At 31.6% G+C, this 18,769-nt stretch carries 21 protein-coding genes and 1 tRNA gene; 13 read left to right on the top strand and 9 right to left on the bottom strand.

Going from position 1 to position 18,769, the window contains the following annotated elements:
* The first annotated feature begins 2 nt into the window (after positions 1 to 2).
* The 4 genes from ACFQ1R_RS06445 to nqrF all read left to right on the top strand — a co-directional run bounded on the left by ACFQ1R_RS06445 (position 3) and on the right by nqrF (position 3,498).
* Complete coding sequence (locus ACFQ1R_RS06445; protein ID WP_379925311.1) at positions 3 to 752, top strand: Na(+)-translocating NADH-quinone reductase subunit C; 750 nt, start codon at positions 3 to 5, stop codon at positions 750 to 752.
* A gap of 4 nt (positions 753 to 756) precedes the next feature.
* Positions 757 to 1,401: an NADH:ubiquinone reductase (Na(+)-transporting) subunit D gene (locus tag ACFQ1R_RS06440; protein WP_379925310.1), complete on the top strand. Its 645-nt coding sequence runs from the start codon at positions 757 to 759 to the stop codon at positions 1,399 to 1,401.
* Between the two features lie 74 nt (positions 1,402 to 1,475).
* Positions 1,476 to 2,189: an NADH:ubiquinone reductase (Na(+)-transporting) subunit E gene (gene nqrE, locus ACFQ1R_RS06435; RefSeq protein WP_379925309.1), complete on the top strand. Its 714-nt coding sequence runs from the start codon at positions 1,476 to 1,478 to the stop codon at positions 2,187 to 2,189.
* A 1-nt stretch (position 2,190) separates the two neighbouring features.
* Complete coding sequence (nqrF, locus tag ACFQ1R_RS06430) at positions 2,191 to 3,498, top strand: NADH:ubiquinone reductase (Na(+)-transporting) subunit F (RefSeq protein ID WP_379925308.1); 1,308 nt, start codon at positions 2,191 to 2,193, stop codon at positions 3,496 to 3,498.
* A 48-nt stretch (positions 3,499 to 3,546) separates the two neighbouring features.
* On the opposite strand, the gene ACFQ1R_RS06425 is transcribed toward nqrF, so the two are convergent.
* The gene (locus ACFQ1R_RS06425; RefSeq protein WP_379926317.1) at positions 3,547 to 4,008 is read right to left on the bottom strand and encodes a Na(+)-translocating NADH-quinone reductase subunit F; all 462 of its coding nucleotides are present in this window, start codon (positions 4,006 to 4,008) and stop codon (positions 3,547 to 3,549) included.
* 55 nt (positions 4,009 to 4,063) lie between these two features.
* Positions 4,064 to 5,503, bottom strand: coding sequence for an SLC13 family permease (locus ACFQ1R_RS06420; RefSeq protein WP_379925307.1), 1,440 nt, complete (start codon positions 5,501 to 5,503; stop codon positions 4,064 to 4,066).
* A 111-nt stretch (positions 5,504 to 5,614) separates the two neighbouring features.
* On the opposite strand from ACFQ1R_RS06420, the gene ACFQ1R_RS06415 reads away from it, so the two are divergent.
* A complete protein-coding gene (locus ACFQ1R_RS06415; protein WP_379925306.1) occupies positions 5,615 to 5,992 on the top strand; it encodes a Na(+)-translocating NADH-quinone reductase subunit F in 378 nt (125 codons plus the stop codon).
* A gap of 1 nt (position 5,993) precedes the next feature.
* Positions 5,994 to 6,971, top strand: a complete 978-nt coding sequence (locus ACFQ1R_RS06410) for an FAD:protein FMN transferase (RefSeq protein ID WP_379925305.1) — start codon at positions 5,994 to 5,996, stop codon at positions 6,969 to 6,971.
* A gap of 113 nt (positions 6,972 to 7,084) precedes the next feature.
* Here ACFQ1R_RS06410 and ACFQ1R_RS06405 read toward each other — a convergent pair whose 3' ends face one another.
* The 5 genes from ACFQ1R_RS06405 to gpmI form a co-directional block, all read right to left on the bottom strand.
* Positions 7,085 to 7,852, bottom strand: a complete 768-nt coding sequence (locus ACFQ1R_RS06405) for a class I SAM-dependent methyltransferase (protein ID WP_379925303.1) — start codon at positions 7,850 to 7,852, stop codon at positions 7,085 to 7,087.
* Between the two features lie 5 nt (positions 7,853 to 7,857).
* Positions 7,858 to 8,640 (bottom strand): DUF3050 domain-containing protein, encoded by a 783-nt coding sequence (locus tag ACFQ1R_RS06400; protein ID WP_379925301.1) that lies wholly within the window; start codon positions 8,638 to 8,640, stop codon positions 7,858 to 7,860.
* Positions 8,641 to 8,645: 5 nt separating this feature from the next.
* Positions 8,646 to 9,464, bottom strand: coding sequence for a type I methionyl aminopeptidase (map, locus tag ACFQ1R_RS06395; protein ID WP_379925299.1), 819 nt, complete (start codon positions 9,462 to 9,464; stop codon positions 8,646 to 8,648).
* A gap of 80 nt (positions 9,465 to 9,544) precedes the next feature.
* Complete coding sequence (locus tag ACFQ1R_RS06390) at positions 9,545 to 9,949, bottom strand: BT0820 family HAD-type phosphatase (protein WP_379925297.1); 405 nt, start codon at positions 9,947 to 9,949, stop codon at positions 9,545 to 9,547.
* 63 nt (positions 9,950 to 10,012) lie between these two features.
* Positions 10,013 to 11,530, bottom strand: a complete 1,518-nt coding sequence (gpmI, locus tag ACFQ1R_RS06385; RefSeq protein WP_379925296.1) for a 2,3-bisphosphoglycerate-independent phosphoglycerate mutase — start codon at positions 11,528 to 11,530, stop codon at positions 10,013 to 10,015.
* Between the two features lie 250 nt (positions 11,531 to 11,780).
* On the opposite strand from gpmI, the gene ACFQ1R_RS06380 reads away from it, so the two are divergent.
* Positions 11,781 to 12,170 (top strand): ankyrin repeat domain-containing protein, encoded by a 390-nt coding sequence (locus tag ACFQ1R_RS06380; protein WP_379925294.1) that lies wholly within the window; start codon positions 11,781 to 11,783, stop codon positions 12,168 to 12,170.
* Between the two features lie 86 nt (positions 12,171 to 12,256).
* Here ACFQ1R_RS06380 and ACFQ1R_RS06375 read toward each other — a convergent pair whose 3' ends face one another.
* Positions 12,257 to 12,709: a GNAT family N-acetyltransferase gene (locus ACFQ1R_RS06375; RefSeq protein ID WP_379925293.1), complete on the bottom strand. Its 453-nt coding sequence runs from the start codon at positions 12,707 to 12,709 to the stop codon at positions 12,257 to 12,259.
* Between the two features lie 89 nt (positions 12,710 to 12,798).
* Between ACFQ1R_RS06375 and ACFQ1R_RS06370 the strand changes: the two genes are divergently transcribed.
* Together ACFQ1R_RS06370 and ACFQ1R_RS06365 are read left to right on the top strand one after the other, a co-directional pair.
* Complete coding sequence (locus tag ACFQ1R_RS06370) at positions 12,799 to 13,224, top strand: GNAT family N-acetyltransferase (RefSeq protein WP_379925292.1); 426 nt, start codon at positions 12,799 to 12,801, stop codon at positions 13,222 to 13,224.
* A 48-nt stretch (positions 13,225 to 13,272) separates the two neighbouring features.
* Positions 13,273 to 13,345 (top strand) — tRNA-Gly (locus tag ACFQ1R_RS06365).
* Between the two features lie 31 nt (positions 13,346 to 13,376).
* Here ACFQ1R_RS06365 and pepE read toward each other — a convergent pair.
* On the bottom strand, positions 13,377 to 14,084 hold the full coding sequence (gene pepE, locus ACFQ1R_RS06360) for a dipeptidase PepE (protein WP_379925291.1): 708 nt from the start codon (positions 14,082 to 14,084) through the stop codon (positions 13,377 to 13,379).
* A gap of 116 nt (positions 14,085 to 14,200) precedes the next feature.
* On the opposite strand from pepE, the gene ACFQ1R_RS06355 reads away from it, so the two are divergent.
* The 4 genes from ACFQ1R_RS06355 (at position 14,201) to ACFQ1R_RS06340 (ending at position 18,769) form a co-directional block, all read left to right on the top strand.
* Positions 14,201 to 15,001 carry a carboxypeptidase-like regulatory domain-containing protein gene (locus ACFQ1R_RS06355; protein ID WP_379925290.1) on the top strand — a complete coding sequence of 267 codons (801 nt, stop codon included), beginning with the start codon at positions 14,201 to 14,203 and terminating at the stop codon, positions 14,999 to 15,001.
* Positions 14,988 to 15,794 carry a hypothetical protein gene (locus tag ACFQ1R_RS06350; protein ID WP_379925289.1) on the top strand — a complete coding sequence of 269 codons (807 nt, stop codon included), beginning with the start codon at positions 14,988 to 14,990 and terminating at the stop codon, positions 15,792 to 15,794. The genes ACFQ1R_RS06355 and ACFQ1R_RS06350 overlap by 14 nt, the downstream gene beginning before the upstream one ends.
* Before the next feature lie 53 nt (positions 15,795 to 15,847).
* Positions 15,848 to 16,351, top strand: a complete 504-nt coding sequence (locus tag ACFQ1R_RS06345) for a DUF6702 family protein (RefSeq protein ID WP_379925288.1) — start codon at positions 15,848 to 15,850, stop codon at positions 16,349 to 16,351.
* Positions 16,352 to 16,462: 111 nt separating this feature from the next.
* Positions 16,463 to 18,769, top strand: coding sequence for a M1 family metallopeptidase (locus tag ACFQ1R_RS06340; RefSeq protein ID WP_379925287.1), 2,307 nt, complete (start codon positions 16,463 to 16,465; stop codon positions 18,767 to 18,769).

The following is an 18,769-nucleotide window of genomic DNA, read 5'->3' as shown; positions in this document are numbered from 1 at the left end:
CCATGGAAAGTAGAACAGATAAAAATTCATATACAATACTATTTGCAGTTGCAATGGTGATAATTGTAGGAGCTTTATTAGCATTTACAGCGTCTTCATTAAAACCAAAAATTTCAGAAAACCAACGTATAGAAAAACAACAAAATATTCTATATGCTATGGGTGTAAATAATAATGATGAAAGTAGTGCGTCCTTCGTATCTACACAGGAAGCTGCAAGTTTATTTTCAAAATACATCAAAAAACAAATAGTTATTGATGGAGCAAACGTAACAGAAGATGATGAAGCTTATTTAATAGATGTTAAAAAAGAACAAGCTAAAGCAAAATCTGGAGGCGTTAGAAAATTACCTTTATTTATAGGTGAAAAAGACGGAAAAACATTTTATGTAGCACCAATTTACGGTAAAGGACTTTGGGATGCTATTTGGGGTTATGTATCTTTAGATGAAAATATGGTTATTCAAGGTGCTTATTTTGATCATAAAGGTGAAACACCTGGTTTAGGTGCAAACATAAAAGAACGTTTCTTTATGGACGATTTTATTGGCGAACATTTATTAGATGCTACAGGAAACTTTAAAGGTATAACCGTAGCTAAAGGAAATGCTGATCCAGTAAATGAAGATAAAACAGATAATGAGGTTGATGCCATTGCTGGTGCTACCATTACAGGAAATGGTGTTTCAGCAATGATTAAAGACGATTTGAAACTTTATAAACCTTATTTTGATAATTTAAAAAACAATTAATATTATGGGAATTTTATCAAAAAAAGACGCTAAGTTAATCTTAGACCCATTAGCAGATAACAACCCAATTACTATTCAAGTATTAGGTATTTGTTCTGCTTTGGCTATTACTGCACAATTAAAAGCGGCAATAGTAATGGCTGTTTCTGTAACAGCAGTAGTTGCCATAGGAAACTTAATTGTTTCATTAATGCGAAATATTATCCCTTCTAAAATTAGAATTATTGCGCAACTTGTTATTGTTGCAGCTTTAGTTATTATAGTAGACCAAGTGCTTAAAGCATATTCATATGAATTAAGTAAAACACTTTCAGTATTTGTGGGATTAATTATTACTAACTGTATCATCATGGGGCGTTTTGAAGCCTTTGCACTTGCAAATGGACCTTGGCGTTCATTTTTAGATGGTATTGGTAACGGTGCAGGTTATGGCTTAATACTTATTATAGTAGGTTTCTTTAGAGAATTATTAGGTTCAGGAAGCTTATTAGGTTTTAAAGTTTTAGGAGATCCAATTGAAAAAACAGGATTGTACGCTTTGGGTTATGAAAATAACGGATTTATGTTATTATCTCCTATGGCATTAATTGTTGTAGGTATTATAATCTGGGTACAACGTTCAAGAAACAAAGCATTAATAGAAGATTAATCAGTACACAGTTTACAGTTGCAGTAAACAGTAATTACTGTAAACTGAAACTGAAACTGAAAACTTAAAAGAATATGGAACATTTAGAATTGTTTTTAAAATCGATTTTTATAGATAACATGGTATTTGCTACATTCCTTGGGATGTGTTCTTACCTAGCCGTATCTAAAAAAGTAAACACCGCAGTGGGTTTAGGTGCTGCAGTAATATTTGTAATGTTTATTACGGTACCTTTAAACTGGTTACTAGATCATTATTTATTGCAACCTGGTGCTTTAGCATGGTTAGGTGCTGAATATGCAGAATACGATTTAAGTTTCTTATCATTCATCATGTTTATTGCAACTATTGCAACCATGGTACAATTGGTAGAAATAGTAGTTGAAAAATTTTCACCTTCATTATATAACTCACTAGGTATATTTTTACCACTTATTGCAGTAAACTGTGCTATTTTAGGAGGTTCGTTATTTATGCAATCACGTGAAATTCCAACTTTAGGATTAGCTACCGTTTATGGTGTGGGTTCTGGTATTGGTTGGTTTTTAGCAATTTTAGCTATTGCTGCCATTCGTGAAAAAATTAGATATTCAAATGTACCACCAGCCTTAAGAGGTTTAGGTATAACATTTATTATAACAGGTTTAATGGCTATTGGGTTTATGAGTTTTGGAGGTATGTTAACAGGTGGTGATGATGCTGGAAAAAAAGAAACTAAAACAGCCACTGTTGATAAAACAGACAAAGAAGATAAAGTGTTAGCTAACAACATAAAAGACAATAAGTAACATGATTTTAGCCGTAGGAACATTAGGAACAGTAATTGCAACCGTAACAGCCTTTTTAATAATTACATTGTTATTAGTTGCATTATTATTAGTTGTAAAGCAAAAATTATCACCATCAGGTCCTGTAAAGATTACCATTAATGGTGAAAAAGTAATTGAAGTTGCTTCAGGTGGTAGCTTACTATCAACTTTAGGTAACCAAAAAATATTCTTACCATCTGCTTGTGGTGGTGGTGGAACATGTATTCAATGTGAATGTCATGTGAATTCTGGTGGTGGTGAAGCATTACCAACTGAAACACCTCATTTCACTCGTAAAGAGTTACAACATGGTGCGCGTTTAGCATGTCAAGTTAAAGTAAAACAAGACATGAATATCACTATTCCAGAAGAAGTTTTTGGTATTAAAAAGTGGGAAGCTGTTGTTGTTAGAAATTATAACGTTGCATCATTTATTAAAGAGTTCGTAGTTGAAATCCCTGAAGATATGGGTTACAAAGCAGGAGGTTATATTCAAATAGAAATTCCGCCGTGTGAAGTAAAATATTCAGATATGGATATTACAGCGCATCCTGAAGAACATGAAACTCCAGACAAATTTAAAGCTGAATGGGATAAGTTTGGTTTATGGAGTTTAACCATGAAAAATGCTGAAACTGTTGAGCGTGCCTATTCTATGGCATCTTACCCAGCTGAAGGGCGTGAAATTATGCTAAACGTACGTATAGCAACACCACCTTGGGATAGAAATAAAAATGGTTGGATGGATGTAAATCCAGGTGTAGCATCATCATATATTTTCAATCAGAAAAAAGGAGATAAAGTAACTATATCAGGTCCTTATGGTGAGTTCTTTATTAACGAATCAGATTCTGAAATGCTTTATGTTGGTGGTGGAGCAGGTATGGCGCCAATGCGTTCGCACTTATACCACTTATTCAAAACCTTAAAAACCGGAAGAAAAGTAACGTATTGGTATGGAGGTCGTTCTAAACGTGAGTTGTTCTATTTAGATCATTTTAAACAATTAGAAGATAGTTTCCCTAACTTTAAATTCTATTTAGCATTATCAGAACCTTTACCAGAAGATAATTGGAAAGTAAAAGCTGATATCGATTCACCTGGTGATGGGTTTGTAGGTTTCATTCACAATTGTGTAATTGATAATTATTTAAGCAAACACGAATCGCCTGAAGATATAGAATTATATTTCTGTGGACCACCATTAATGAATAAAGCTGTTCAAAAAATGGGTGAAGATTTTGGAATTCCAGACGAGAACATTCGTTTTGATGACTTTGGAGGATAAGCCTAAAGTTAAATATAAAAAAAACCGGTACGAAAGTATCGGTTTTTTTTATGCTATTAATTCTTTTGTTTGATGTGTTGCCTTTTCGTTTTTATACTCAAATAATTTTGTGTAATCCATAATATTTGGAATGTTATCAAGATTACATAAATAGGTTATAACAGCAGTGAGTCCTTCAAATAATAGATCTTTATCTGTAGATTTTTTAGGTTTTTTATTTTTATGATGAAGTGGAAGTTTATAACCACAAGCTTTTAAAAAGGTAGCTTCAATTTCTAGTAGTTCTAATGGTGTATAGCCATTAAACTTTCTGCCAAATGCTTGGTGAAGGTTTCCAATATAATTTAATTTTAAAGCACCATGTTCATCAGATAGATGTTTCCAACTATCAGTATTGTCTAAAATATTTCCAACAGCACATTGTTTGCAGCATTCAGGATGTAATTCATTATTATAAAAGGCTCTGTATAGCTTTTTAATAGCATAATCTAGTCTTTGAGAAGTTTTCATCATTCAATAAATTTATTTCTAAGTTATTAAAAACTAGTTGCTTTTCCAATAAAAATTAGAACACTATACCAATAACAAATTGAAACATAAGTATTAATAAACCGGCAGAAATTAAGTTTATAATAATGCCAACACGAGCCATTTGACTTACTTTTATGTAACCACTTGCAAATACAATGGCGTTAGGTGGTGTTGCCATTGGTAACATAAAGGCACAACTGCTAGCGATGGTAACAGGTATTAAAAGGTGTAAAACAGGCACATTTAAACCTATAGCTATACCAGCAACTACTGGTGCCAAAACAGCCGTTAGTGCTACATTACTCATTAATTCGGTCATAAATAGCATTAATACAATTAGAAGTGATGCTGTAACAAAAACACTTATGTTACTTTTTGATATTTGTTCGGCAATTAAATTTACAATACCACTTTCAGACATGCCGTTTGCCAATGCTAAACCGCCTCCAAACAAAATTAATATTCCCCAAGCTAGTTTTTGAGTATCATTCCATTCTAATATAAAATCGCCTTTTTTTAAATTAAATGGAATAACGAATAATGCCAAGGCTCCAAAAATACTAATCATAGTATCTGATAATTCTAAATTAGGTATAAGAGAATTTATTAAACTTCTAAAAATCCAAAGAAATACAACAACACTAAATATTATTAAAACCTGTTTTTCCTTTGGAGACATCTTTCCTAGTTTTTTTAGTTCAGAATCTATTACATCTTTTGAGGCATTAAATTTAATACCAGAGTTAGGAAAAAACCATTTCACCATAATAAAATAAATGGTAGCAATTAGTATGATTGAAAAAGGTAACCCTACTAACATCCATTTAAAAAATGACACTTCAATATGGTATTCTTTTTCTAACAAGCCAATTAAAATTGAATTAGGCGGTGTGCCAATTACGGTTGCAATACCACCAGCATTAGCGGCAAAGGCAATACCAAGCATAACGCTAATGGCAAAATTTTGATCGCTTTTTGTGTAGCCATCAGCATCGTCAATAAGTAATTGTATAACCGACATAGCAATAGGAAGCATAAAAACGGTACAAGCTGTATTACTTATCCACATACTCATAAAACCAGTAGCAATCATAAAACCAAGTACAACTTTATTAGGAGTAGTACCTGTTTTTTTTATAATACTTAAAGCAATACGTTTGTGTAAATTCACTTTTTCTAGAGCTAGTGCTAAAACAAAGCCACCAAAAAATAGGAATACAATAGAACTTCCATAATTAGCACCAACAGCATCAATAGGCATAACTTTAAAAAGCGGAAATAATATTAAAGGAAGTAAAGCCGTAACCGATATAGAAACAGCTTCTGTAATCCACCAAAAAACCATCCATAATGCTGTAGCAATAACGGTATCCGCTTTGTTTGAAATAATATCGAAAGGTAATAGTTGAACAATAATGAATAAAAGTGGTCCTAAAAGAAGACCTATTATTTTTGAGGTTGGTTGTTTACTCATTTAAGTTTAAAATTGGTTTAGAATTTTTAAAGTTAAACAAATCTTACCTTCATTTAAGTATTCAACAATTAATTTATGCTTTAAATTTAGCTATTATTGTATTTTTGCAGCATGAGTAAAGCACTTACAGAACAAGAACTTCATAATTTAGCAATGAACCATGTTGGTAAAGATTTGGAACAACGTGGTTTTGAGTTTATTGCGATAAATAGTAAATTAAAAAAGCATCCTCAGTTTGTTTGTATGGATAAAAACAAACAGTACTATTTTGTAATTGTTAGAGCTGTTATTTTACCCGATAACCCTAATAATTATGACGTTATTTGGATGGAAACATTTAAAAAGCATGCCAGAGAAAATAATGCTAAAGTGCTTTATGCAGGTGTTGGTATTGGTAATATTGCTGGTGAAAAAGAGCCAATTTATTTAAATCAAGATTACTTGATGGAATATAATGGTATACAAGTTTTAGAAACTAATTTGAATTAATATGAAGCAAATTGCGTTATTTTTAACTTTTCTGGCATTTGTTTCTTGCAATAAAGAACAAGAAAACACCAAACTTACAGGTTTTGTTTTTGGTACTAGTTATTCTATAATTTACAATTCAGAAATTAATTATCAAGCACAATTTGATAGTTTGTTTTATGTTATAAATAAATCGATGTCAACTTATCAACCAAATTCAGATATATCTAAATTAAATAGAAATGAAGATAGTTTGGTAGATGCACATTTTATAAAAGTTTTTGAAGCTTCAAAAGAAATTTATAGCCTAACAGAAGGTGTTTTTGATCCTACAATTGGAGCCGTTGTAAATGCATGGGATTTTGGTCCAGAAGGAAAAATAATCAATTTAGATAGATTAAAAATTGATAGTTTAATGCTGTCGGTTGGTTTAGATAAAGTTAAACGCATCGATAATAAAATTATAAAACCTAAAGGCACTTTTTTAGATTTTAACGCTATAGCAAAAGGTTATGGTGTTGATGTTATTGGTGAGTTTTTAGAAAGTAAAAACATTAAAAACTATTTGGTTGAAATAGGTGGTGAAATACGAGCTAGAGGTCAAAATCTAGAAAAAAAATCACCTTGGAAAGTAGGTATAGAAATGCCTCATTTTGATGAAGAACAGTCAATTTTAGAAGCTATTGAAATACGTGATGAAGCTATGGCTACATCGGGCACTTATAGAAAGTTTAAAGTTGATAGTTTAGGTAATAGGTATGCACACATTATTGATACCAAAACGGGTTATCCTAGTAAAACCAATTTGCTAAGTATATCTGTAATTGCAGAAAATTGTATGATTGCCGATGCCTATGCAACTACTTTTAAAGCCATGGGTATTGAAAACGTAAAAACCTATTTAAAATCGCATCCAGAACTTAAAGTTTTTTTAATTTTTGAAAATGATAAAAAGGAATTAGAAACTATGAATTTAAACGGTTTCCCTGAAAAAGAATAGCGTTTTTTTTATATGGTTAGTGTGACTATTCAATAAACACAGTGTCATAAAGATGCTATTAATCAATAAAAAAGTTGGAGAGATTTATATATCAATTTAGCTTTTTTTGTTTATTATATTTTATAAACCACAGGAATAAGTTCTCCTTTAGCTAAACAGAATTTTTTTATAGCTTCCTCAGAAAGTGTCGCGGTATAATCAACAGCATCAACTTTAAAACCAATACTTCTTAATTTATCAAAATAATCACGTCCGTAAACACGAACATGGTCGTATTGTCCAAATACTTTAGCGCGTTCTTTTTTATTGGTTATAGTATTGTCTTCAAAGGTTGTTGCTCTATTTAAATCTTGCGGAATTTGAAAAATACCCATGCCGCCAACTTTCATTACTCTGTACAATTCTTGCATGGCTTTAGTGTCGTTTGGAATGTGCTCTAAAACATGATTGCAAAGAATTATGTCATAGGTATTATCTTTAAACGGAAGGTTGCAAATATCAGCTTTAACATCTGCAATAGGCGACAGCAAATCGGTTGTTGTATAATCTAAATTTTTTAAATTTTTGAAACGTTTTAAAAAGCATTGTTCAGGAGCAAAATGCAATACTTTTAAATTTTCAGAAAAGAACTTTGTTTCATTTTTTAAATATAACCAAAGCAATCTGTGACGTTCTAAACTTAAAGTTGAAGGCGAAAGTACATTGTTACGTTGTTTGCCATAGCCATAGGGTAAAAAACTTTTAAAGTTCTTGCCATCAATTGGATCGGTAAAATTTGTTCCTTTTAAAAAGAAAGCTAAAATAGGGCGAATAGCATAACTTAACCTAATAAGTAGCGGTCTAGGTACAAGGTTTAAAATTAATTTGAATAGTTTTTTCAATTGATTTAAACTTCTGCTTTTATAGGTGTACTTATTAAACTAGCTATACTATCCCAAAGGGAAAGTCTGTAACGTAACGCTTCTTTGGCAATGGCTAGAGTTTCTTCCCATTTGGTAGTATCGGTTCCGCAAAGTGCTTCAATCATTTTTAATGATAAAGGACCATGTTCATCACCATCTAATTCAATATGTCTTTTCAAATAGTAAGTTAATTTGCTATAAGAATTATCACTTGTTTTCGATTGGTTTATTATTTGAAAAAACATATCTGGAATCACATCTTCTCGTCCAAAAGTGAATGCTGAAGCTATAGCATGTGCTTTGTTAGTGTTTATAACATTAAAAGTAAATTGAATAAATTTTAATGTTTCAGGATGCAGGTTAACTTTTAAAGCGGCTTCATGTATAGAAAAGCCTGTTTGAATATAATTTATAAAATGTTGAATTTGGGTTGTGTCTGCATTTATTTGCTTCATGGCATCTAAATACATTTCAAAGTGGCTTTTTGGTTCGCCTAACTCATTAACATCACTTTCTTCACCTAAAACAATTTCATTTATAAAGCGTGCTGTTGATGGGTTTGCAACAGGCGTCCAAGGTAGAGAAGTAGTTGTTAAATGATTTTGAAGTGCTTTTAAAAGCGACATAAAATCCCATACAGCAAATACATGTTGCTTCATAAAGATTTTGATATCGTCAATAGATTGTAAAGCGCTATATAACTTATGGTTGTTGAGTTTGGTTCTTAAAGGTTCAAGTTCCTTTTCAATAAGCGTGATAGTATTCATTGAGATTATAGAACTAGTGATTTTTGTCTAAATTCATCTTCTTCATTTGAAGTAATTCCTAGTGCTTCATAAATATAGGCAAAGGTTGAAAGTAATTCTGGTTTACCATTTACAATGGCTACATCGTGCTCAAAATGTGCCGATGGTTTATTGTCTAAAGTTGTAATAGTCCATCCATCATTATGTTGTTTTATCCGATGTGTGCCCATATTTATCATGGGTTCAATGGCAACTACCATACCTTCAACAAATTTTTTGCCTCTACCACGTTTTCCGTAATTTGGCATTTCTGGGTCTTCGTGCATTTTTTTGCCTAAACCATGACCAACTAATTCACGTACTACACCATAACCATGGTCTTCGCAATATTTTTGAATAGCAAAACCAACATCACCAACGCGGTTATTTAGCTTAAATTCACGAATACCAACATATAATGATTCTTTGGTTACTTGAAGTAGTTTTTCAGTTTCGGGTGCAATGTTACCAACAGGAAAGGTGTATGCATGATCGCCATAAAAACCATTTTTTAAAGCGCCACAATCTATTGAAATTATATCGCCTTCTACCAAAGGTGTGCTATTTGGGATGCCATGTACTACTTGCGTATTAGGACTCATGCATAGGGTGTTAGGAAAACCATACAACCCTAAAAACCCAGGAATAGCACTGTGGTCTCGTATACAAGTCTCAGCAATTTTATCTAATTCTAAAGTTGTTACGCCTGGTTTTATAGCTTTTGCTACTTCGCCTAATGTTTTTGAGACTATTAAGGCGCTTTCGCGCATTAATTCAATCTCTTCTTTTGTTTTTACTACAATCATACTTAAAAAATATTGGCAAAGATACTTAAAATGTAAGTATTAGCTTTTTGTTATGAGGAATGATTTTTTTTTGGAACGTGTTATTTGAAGAAATTAAAAATACTTTTCTTTTTTTCTGGAATAGGAGGATTGGTATTGGTAAGTAGTTGATAAATTTCTCCCCAACCTAAAAAACCGCCAACATTTCTATCATCAATAAATAAATCGGCATGTATTTTTCTGCTTATTTCGTTATTGAAAGTTTCTTCTGGAAAGCTTTTGTTTACAGCATAAAAATGAATGCCGTTTTCTTCACAAAAACGAACAGCATCGTCTAATTTTGAACCATTTCTGTAAGTCCATAATATTAAACGATGCCCTTTTTCTTGAAGTTTTTTTAGCGTTTCAAAAGCAAACATCATTGGTTTACCTATTTGTGGATAGGCATCTTCAACAATAGTACCATCAAAATCAACAGCAATTATTAAGTGTTCGGTAAATTTCATTTAAATTATATAGACTTGAGTTTACTGCAAAAGTACAATAATTTATTTTCTGAATACTTAAATCTATACTAAAGCGTGTCGGGTCATGGCAGCAGGTTGTTCAACACCAATTAACTTTAAAATTGTTGGTGCAACATCACCTAAAACGCCATCTTTAATGGATTTTAATTCGTTGTCAATTAAAATTACAGGTACAGGGTTTGTAGTATGAGCTGTATTTGGTGTTCCATCTGGGTTTATCATGGTTTCACAGTTTCCGTGGTCGGCAATAAGTATGGTTGTGTAGCCATTTTCTAGTGCAGTAGTTACTACATCTTTAACGCAAACATCAACCGCTTCACAGGCTTTTATAGCAGCTTCCATTACGCCTGTATGCCCAACCATATCACCATTAGCAAAATTTAAGCATACAAAATCTACGTCGCCTTTTTGCAATTCAGGAATCAAAGCATCACGTAGTTCAAAAGCGCTCATTTCAGGTTGTAAATCGTAAGTAGCTACTTTTGGAGAGTTACGTAAAATACGGGTTTCTCCTTTAAAAGGTTCTTCACGACCACCAGAGAAAAAGAAAGTAACATGTGGATATTTTTCAGTTTCCGCAATACGAATTTGCGTTTTGTTATTGTTTTCTAAAACTTCACCTAAGGTTTCGGTTAAATTATCTTTATTGAAAATAACATTAACGTTTTTGTAGGTGTCATCATAATTTGTAAGTGTTACATAATGCAAATTCAATTTGTGCATGTTTTGCTCATGAAAATCGGTTTGCGATAAAGCTTCTGTTAACTCACGCCCTCTATCGGTTCTAAAATTGAAGAAAATAATAACATCATCTTCCTTTATTTTTGCTACTGGAATTCCTGCATTATCAACCATAATAATTGGTTTGATAAACTCATCTGTAACATCATTTTCATAATTATTTTGAACTGTTTTTGTAACATTTGTAGATTTTTCACCCACACTATTTACCAAAGCATCATAAGCCAACTTAACGCGTTCCCAACGTTTATCTCTATCCATAGCATAATAACGCCCGGTTACTGTTGCTAGTTTTGTGTTTGTGTTTTCAATATGCTCTTCTAAAGAAGTTAAAAAACCAAAACCAGATTTTGGATCTACATCGCGCCCATCGGTAAATGCATGAACGTAGGTGTTTTTTAGGCCAAAATCGTTGGCAGCATCAATTAATCCGAATAAATGATTGATGTGCGAGTGCACACCACCATCACTTAATAAGCCTAAGAAATGAACATCTTTGTTATTTGTTTTAGCATAATTAAAAGCATCAACCAAAACTTTCTCGGTATTTAGGGTTTTGTTTTCAACTGCCAAATTTACCTTAACTAAATCTTGGTATACAATTCTACCAGCACCTAAATTCATATGTCCAACTTCACTATTACCCATTTGTCCTTCTGGTAAACCTACGTGTAAACCATCAGTTCTTAAAGTGGCATAAGGATATTTTTTATACAAAGAATCTATAAAAGGTGTATTAGCATTGTCGATGGCAGAAACTTTTGGGTCAGGAGAATTTCCCCAACCATCAAGAATCATTAAGATAACTTTTTTGTTCATTTTTTTTAACATTTTTAACAGAAATCAAATATACTGAAGTTTGGATTAATACGATTGAAAATCTGTTTGAAAAACCGTTGAATGTATTGATTTTTATAAGAAGTTTAAAAAACAGTGAATCCGTTAAAAATTTGTGAATTAAACGTTAATAATGTGTTATAAATTATTTTTTGTGTAACAATTTGAAATTTTTGTCGTCTCTTTAGTATATCAAAAAACGAATTATTAATCAAATCAAAAATCTTTCATCATGAAAAAAACAATCATTTTTTCCGCAATCGCGTTATGTTTCTCTATGGGAACTATTAATGCAAAAACAGCCAACTTTAACGTTAAAAACCACAACGTAGTAAAAGTATTTAAAGTAAATTCATTTTGTGTTTCTATTGCTAAGGGCGATATTGAAACTGTAATAAAACTAATCTCTTTAGGTGAAGATGTAAATCAAAAATCTGAAGGAATGACGCCAGCAATGTATGCAGCTAAATACAACAGAACAGAAATTTTAGAACTTCTAATTGCAAGAGGTGCCGATTTAAAAGCAAAATCTGACAAAAAGATGACAGCCGCAGATTATGCTAAACTACACGGTGCTACAGATGCCCATGCAATTATTGAAGAAACATTAACAAAAAAGTAATTAGAAATATCTATAATTATTTTGAGCTAGTCACTCTTAAAAACCCTGAATTTCAGGGTTTTTTTATGTAAATATTTTAGGTGTATTTATAAGGCTTTATACATAATATAATGCAAACCTATATCTTTAATATTAAAAGGGTTTCCTATTTTGTTGTAACCATTTTTTTTATAAAAATTAGAAGCTTTTTCTCTGGCATTGCACCAAATAATTTTAATGTTTTTGTCTTTTAATAAACGTTCACCGTAAGTTAAAACCATAGCACCTATGCCTAAACCTTGATAATCATCTAAAACGGCCATACCTCTAAGCTGGTATTGTGAAGTTTCAGGTATTAAGTTTTGATTGTTTTTAAAAAAAGAACATACACCAATAAGCTTGTTTTCTTTAAATATGCCTAAATGAAATGTTGTTTCAAAATCGTCACCATCAAATACACAAGATTCTATTGGTTTTTCTTTTCTTAAAACAGGATGTCTAACTGTATAAGCTTCAGATGGTAAAATATATTTTATATGATAATTCAAAATGTTAGTCATATTTAATGATGCGTTTCAAACATAGTCAAATTTATTTTTTGATTAAAGAAACCTATTAAAATTATTTATCTTCACAAAAAAAAGTGATTATGTCTTTTACATTTAAAATAATTGAAAAAGAAGCCATAACTAGCGTTGTTTCTTTGGTAGAAAAACTTAACGATTTTAAAATTAGTTTAGAAGTTTTAAATAAGCGATTTGCAGAAATGATTACCCAAAACTATGAATGTGCAGGTATTTATGATGGTGAAAAATTAATAGGTGTTTGTGGATTATGGTTTTGTACTAGGCATTATTCGGGTAGAAGTATGGAAGCAGACCATGTTTTTATAGATGAAACATACCGAGGTAAGGGTTTGGGTAAGCAATTTTTTGAATGGATTTATAACTATGCTCAAGAAAAAAAGTGTGATGCGGTTGAGCTAAATACTTATGTTTCAAACCATGAGTCGCATAAATTTTACTACAACGAAGGTTTTAAAATTTTAGGTTTTCATTTTTTAAAAAAGTTATAGTTTTTATTGTAGTATAATAAACCGTTTTTATATATTTGCCATGGAATTGCGGGAGTAGCTCAGTTGGTAGAGCGTCAGCCTTCCAAGCTGAATGTCGCCGGTTCGAACCCGGTCTCCCGCTCAAAAAAGCTTCATAGAAATATGAAGCTTTTTTATTTTAAAAAGTTTAGTTCTGTGCCTGTTTCAACTTCATAAGGCGCTTTGTTATATTCGAAAATGCGTGCGGTTAATGTGCCTTTTAGAATTATGGAGTTTTCATTTACCTGCAGCCAACTACCTTCGCGCAAACCTATTACAGGAGGTGTGTTGTAATGATGGAATTCGTTTATTCTAGTTTCACGTGTTTCACCCATATGTGTACTATTTGTATCAGGGTCTAAGTAATGTGGATTGATATTAAATGGCACAAAAGCAAGCGCATTAAAACTTGGCGGATATACTATAGGCATATCATTTGTGGTTTTTATGGTAAGTCCACAAATATTACTTCCTGCGCTAGTTCCCAAGTACGGTGTGCCGTTTTTTACTGCGGTTTGGAGTGCTTCAATAAGGTTGTTTTTATATAATTGATAGGTTAAAACAAAGGTATTGCCGCCACCTGTAAATATGGCTTCAGCATTTTGTATGGCTTCAATTGGGTTTTCAAATTCGTGTATTCCTTTTACATTTTTATTAATTTTCGCAAAAGCTTCAGCTACTTTTGTGGTGTATTCAGTATGCGATATACCACTTGGTCTGGCATACGGAATAAATAAAATGGTATTAGCGTTTTTAAAAAAAATAGCTATTTCATCTAAAATATAATCTAAATATCCACTGCCATGTAATGTAGATGTGCTAGCAATTATAATGTTTTTCATATGTGTTTTTATTAGGTAAAATTAACCAATTACAGGTTTTAACAAAAGTTTAAAATAGTTTTTCATTTTATTTAAGAGTTTGTGTGCGTTATTTATAGAAATTAAACGAAGCCAATTTGAAGCATTTATTACTTTATATTTTATTACTGTTTTCGGTTGGTTCTATGTTAGGGCAAAATATAGAACGTGTTGAAATTAAAGGTGTTATTGTGTCGGAAGTTGGTGATGTTGAGAATGTGGCAATTTACAACACATCATCAAATAAAGGTATTGTTACAAATCAACAAGGCGAATTCAACATAGAAGTAGCCTTAAACGATGTTATTGAAATTACAGCATTGCAATTTAAAACGGTTTCGGTAACGGTTACCAGCAATATAATAAAATCTAAGCTTTTAAAAATATACTTATCCGAACAAATAAACCAATTAGATGCCGTTTTATTAACATCGGGCTTATCTGGAGTCTTAGCTTTAGATGTAAAAAATGCTAAAGAACGACCAGAAATTACTATAGATTTAGGAAATATAGGCGCTATGGAGTTTTTTGAAGAACGTGCTTTTGATAATCAGGTTATTACAGATGCTTTAAACGCTACAGTTAATAAAGGTATGCTATATAATGGTGTGAATTTGGGTGCAATAACTAAATTGTTATTTAAGCCAAAAAAGAAAAATCAAACAAATAATGAAATTATAGATACCAGAAAAAATATTAAATTAATAGATGTTTTTACCAGTAAACACTTAAGTGAAACCTATAATATTCCTTTAGAAGCTGTTGAAGCTTTTGTGGTTTTTGTTGAAGATAATGGGTTAAATCCAGAGCTTTTAAAAGAAGAAAATGAATTTTTGTTAATAGAATTTTTAGTGAAACAAAGCGAGTTATTTTTAAAAACAAAGTATGTTAAAAATTAAATATCTTGTTTTAATAATTGTGCTGCTTGGTGTTGAAATAGCCTTTTCACAATCCATAGAAATTTCAGGAAAAATAGAGAGCAAGGTGGGTGTAGAAAATATACATGTTATCAATAAAACGGCTCAGGTTTTTACAATTACAAACCAAAAAGGTGAGTTTAAAATCTCGGTAAGTTTGAATGATTCATTAACGTTTTCATCAATACAGCACCAAATTAAAACAGTTGTTATAGATAAAAACATGATGTTTTTTAGAACAATTAAAGTAACTTTAGAAGAACAAATTAATGAACTAGATGAAGTTTTAGTTGGTAAAGTGCTTACAGGAAATTTACTTTCAGATATAAAAAACACAAAAGGCGATCCACCAATAAATTTTTACGATGTAGGTATTCCTGGTTACACAGGAAAACCTGCAACCCAAACAGAAAGACGCTTAGATGAGGCCTCAAATTTTAGTCCAAAAGCAGGCGGTTCTTTAGGTGGGGCAGGTGGCTCAATATCTGCGGTAGCTTTAATAAATGCAATTTCAGGAAGAACAAAAATGCTAAAAGCCAGAGTTGCATTGGAAGAACGAGAAGTTTTAATACAAAGTATAATAGGCAGGTTGTCAAAAGATTTTTTTGCTTCCAATCCTTTGGAAGAAGACCTTAAAATGGACTTTTTTTACTTCTGTGCTGATGATGAAAACTTTATTAAATACTGTAAAAACGAAACCGATTTTAAAATATTAATTTTTTTAAGGCATAAGTATAAACAGTACATAGAAAATCGAGAAACAACAAAAAATTAATTGTTTTTTGGAATACTTTTTGAAAAGATTACTTTAGCACTAAATATACAAAAATGAAGTTTTTACAAAATATCATACTGGTTTGTTCGTTGTCTTTTTTCTCATTCACAGCATTACACGATTATTATGTAAGTGTAACACAAATTGACTATTCCAAAGAAAAACAATCTGTACAAATAACCTCAAGAATATTTCTTTCTGATATTGAAAGTGTGTTACGCCAACGATATGATAGGTCCATTTCTTTTGGTGAAGCACTAGAGCCAAAAAACATAGACACTTATATTCAACAATATTTAAGAGAAAAATTAACCATAAAAATTAATGGTGAAAAAGTTAATTTTGTTTTTATAGGAAAAGAATATGATTATGACATTATGAAATGTTATCTTGAAATACCAAAAGTAAAAAGCATAAAATCGTTCGAAATTAGCAATAAAGTTTTGTTTGATATTATTCAAGAACAGCAAAATATCATCAAAACAAACATAAACTCACAACAAAAAAGTGCTATTTTAATACCTGAAAATAGTAGTTTCTTCTCAAAATATAACTAAAAAAAAGTTAATTCATTTTATTATTCGCAATATTCTTTCGTTTTTTGTAAAATTGAATGAACAATTTTTACAAAAAACTGAAATTCTTCTATTATAACATAAAATCAAACAATGATAAAACTAAAGTATTATTTCTTATCAGTCCTTTTTATTTCCGTAGCAACTTTTGCACAAGAAAACACAAACCAAGAGCGTAAACCAGGACATACAAACACTAATAAATTTAGACAAATGTATGACTTACTGGCTACACCAAATATGTTTCGAACAGCGTCTGGAACTCCAGGACCAGCTTATTACCAGCAGCAAGCAGATTATAAAATGGATATTGTTTTAGACGATAAAAATATTAAGCTATCTGGTTTTGAAACAATTACTTATACTAATAATTCTCCAGATAATTTAACCTATTTATGGGTTCAATTAGACCAAAATAAACGTGCAAAAAATTCAAAAAGCCCGCTAATAGAAGAAAGCAATATTTCACAAGTTGCAACTCCAGAAAAATTTGTAAAAGACTATATGCAAGACCCTTTTGATGGTGGTTTTAATATTCAAGAAGTAAAAGATGCTAGTGGCAACCCGCTTAAATACACCATAAACAGTACCATGATGCGTGTAGAGATGCCTAAAGTATTAAAGTCTAAAGAAAATTTTTCATTCTCTATAAAATGGTGGTATAACATAAACGACCATATTACAGATAGAGCACGTTCTGGCTATGAGTTTTTTCCAAAAGATGGTAATAGAGCGTATGTTATAGCACAGTTTTTTCCAAGAATGGCGGTGTATAATGATGTTGAAGGTTGGCAAAACTCTCAATTTTGGGGACGTGATGAATTTGCATTACCTTTTGGTAACTATGAAGTAAATATTACTGTGCCAGCAGATCATATTTTAGATGGTACAGGTGAATTAGTAAATAGAAAAGATGTATTTACTAAAACCATGCTAGAGCGTTTTGAACAAGCTAAACAATCCTATAATAAACCTGTTTTAATTGTAACACAAGCTGAAGCTGAAGTTGCTGAAAAGGGATTTTTAGATAAAACCAAAACATGGAAACTAAAAGCCGAAAACGTTCGCGATTTTGCCTTCACTACTTCAAGAAAATACATTTGGGATATGATGGCTGTAAAAATTGGCGGTAAAGATGTTATGGCAGTTTCATTATACCCAAAAGAAGGAAATCCACTATGGGAAGAATGGTCTACCAGAGTTGTTGCAAGTACTTTAGAGTCGTATTCTAAGATGACTTTCGATTATCCTTATCACAAAGCCATTTCAGTTCATGCTCACAATCAAGGAATGGAATACCCAATGATTTGCTGGAATTATGGTCGTCCAAACGAAGATGGAACATATAGCGATCGTACAAAATACGGTATGATGGGTGTAATTGTTCACGAAGTTGGTCATAACTTTTTTCCAATGATTGTGAATAGTGATGAACGCCAATGGACCTGGATGGATGAAGGCTTAAACACGTTTGTACAATATGTAGCCGAACAAGAGTTTGGTGCAAAATACCCAAATGCTTTATCACCACAAGATAAAACATTTCCGTCCGATCGTGGTCCAGCGCGTATGATTGTACCATATATGGGAGGAAATCAAGATTTTATTGCACCTATTATGAGTAAAGGTCTTAACGTATATCAATTTGGAAATAATGCTTATGGGAAACCAGCTACAGCCTTAAATATTCTTAGAGAAACTGTTATGGGGCATGAGCTGTTCGATTACGCTTTTAAAGAATATTCACACCGCTGGATGTTTAAACACCCAACACCAGAAGATTTTTTTAGAACAATGGAAGATGCATCAGCAATAGATTTAGATTGGTATTGGAGAGGTTGGTTTTACACCACCGATTGGGTTGATATAGGTATAAAAGAAGTGAAAAAATACTATGTATCATCAAAACCAAATCAATACATTAAAGATTATCTAGCAAAAAATAACAGAAGTTTAAAAGATTTAAGACCATTAGTATTTATGGTTGAAGAAGGTAGTGATGAATTTAAAGAAGATCTTAAAAATGGTACACTTTTAGAAAAATCGAAGCCATTAAAAGATTATTTAATGGATAACTTTACCGAAGCAGAGCGTAAAAACATTAAAGAACCTAAATATTTTTACAACATTACATTTAATAAACCAGGCGGACTTGTAATGCCAATCATTGTAAAATACACGTACGCTGATGGAACTACAAAAACAGAAACCTATCCAGCCGAAATTTGGCGATTAAATGATAATGAAGTTACAAAAGCCATAGCTACAGATAAAGAAATTACAAGAATTGATGTAGATCCAGAATTAGAAACGGCAGATATTGATACATCAAATAATACTTGGCCAAAAACAGAAGCCAAAAACGATTTTGAAAAGTTTAAAGAAAAATCAAAAAAATAA

The sequence above is a fragment of the Mariniflexile jejuense genome, from assembly GCF_042675665.1.
Taxonomy (GTDB): Bacteria; Bacteroidota; Bacteroidia; order Flavobacteriales; family Flavobacteriaceae; genus Mariniflexile; species Mariniflexile jejuense.
Note: the sequence above shows the minus strand (reverse complement) of the source record. Positions and strands in the feature narration are given on the sequence as shown.

What these genes read in the sequence shown, in the direction of transcription:
- ACFQ1R_RS06445 (WP_379925311.1), top strand. Translation starts at nt 3, where the DNA reads ATGGAAAGTAGAACAGATAAAAATTCATATACAATACTATTTGCAGTT.
- ACFQ1R_RS06440 (WP_379925310.1), top strand. Translation starts at nt 757, where the DNA reads ATGGGAATTTTATCAAAAAAAGACGCTAAGTTAATCTTAGACCCATTA.
- nqrE (WP_379925309.1), top strand. Translation starts at nt 1,476, where the DNA reads ATGGAACATTTAGAATTGTTTTTAAAATCGATTTTTATAGATAACATG.
- nqrF (WP_379925308.1), top strand. Translation starts at nt 2,191, where the DNA reads ATGATTTTAGCCGTAGGAACATTAGGAACAGTAATTGCAACCGTAACA.
- ACFQ1R_RS06425 (WP_379926317.1), bottom strand. Translation starts at nt 4,008, where the DNA reads ATGAAAACTTCTCAAAGACTAGATTATGCTATTAAAAAGCTATACAGA.
- ACFQ1R_RS06420 (WP_379925307.1), bottom strand. Translation starts at nt 5,503, where the DNA reads ATGAGTAAACAACCAACCTCAAAAATAATAGGTCTTCTTTTAGGACCA.
- ACFQ1R_RS06415 (WP_379925306.1), top strand. Translation starts at nt 5,615, where the DNA reads ATGAGTAAAGCACTTACAGAACAAGAACTTCATAATTTAGCAATGAAC.
- ACFQ1R_RS06410 (WP_379925305.1), top strand. Translation starts at nt 5,994, where the DNA reads ATGAAGCAAATTGCGTTATTTTTAACTTTTCTGGCATTTGTTTCTTGC.
- ACFQ1R_RS06400 (WP_379925301.1), bottom strand. Translation starts at nt 8,640, where the DNA reads ATGAATACTATCACGCTTATTGAAAAGGAACTTGAACCTTTAAGAACC.
- map (WP_379925299.1), bottom strand. Translation starts at nt 9,464, where the DNA reads ATGATTGTAGTAAAAACAAAAGAAGAGATTGAATTAATGCGCGAAAGC.
- ACFQ1R_RS06390 (WP_379925297.1), bottom strand. Translation starts at nt 9,949, where the DNA reads ATGAAATTTACCGAACACTTAATAATTGCTGTTGATTTTGATGGTACT.
- gpmI (WP_379925296.1), bottom strand. Translation starts at nt 11,530, where the DNA reads ATGAACAAAAAAGTTATCTTAATGATTCTTGATGGTTGGGGAAATTCT.
- ACFQ1R_RS06380 (WP_379925294.1), top strand. Translation starts at nt 11,781, where the DNA reads ATGAAAAAAACAATCATTTTTTCCGCAATCGCGTTATGTTTCTCTATG.
- ACFQ1R_RS06375 (WP_379925293.1), bottom strand. Translation starts at nt 12,709, where the DNA reads ATGACTAACATTTTGAATTATCATATAAAATATATTTTACCATCTGAA.
- ACFQ1R_RS06370 (WP_379925292.1), top strand. Translation starts at nt 12,799, where the DNA reads ATGTCTTTTACATTTAAAATAATTGAAAAAGAAGCCATAACTAGCGTT.
- pepE (WP_379925291.1), bottom strand. Translation starts at nt 14,084, where the DNA reads ATGAAAAACATTATAATTGCTAGCACATCTACATTACATGGCAGTGGA.
- ACFQ1R_RS06350 (WP_379925289.1), top strand. Translation starts at nt 14,988, where the DNA reads ATGTTAAAAATTAAATATCTTGTTTTAATAATTGTGCTGCTTGGTGTT.
- ACFQ1R_RS06345 (WP_379925288.1), top strand. Translation starts at nt 15,848, where the DNA reads ATGAAGTTTTTACAAAATATCATACTGGTTTGTTCGTTGTCTTTTTTC.
- ACFQ1R_RS06340 (WP_379925287.1), top strand. Translation starts at nt 16,463, where the DNA reads ATGATAAAACTAAAGTATTATTTCTTATCAGTCCTTTTTATTTCCGTA.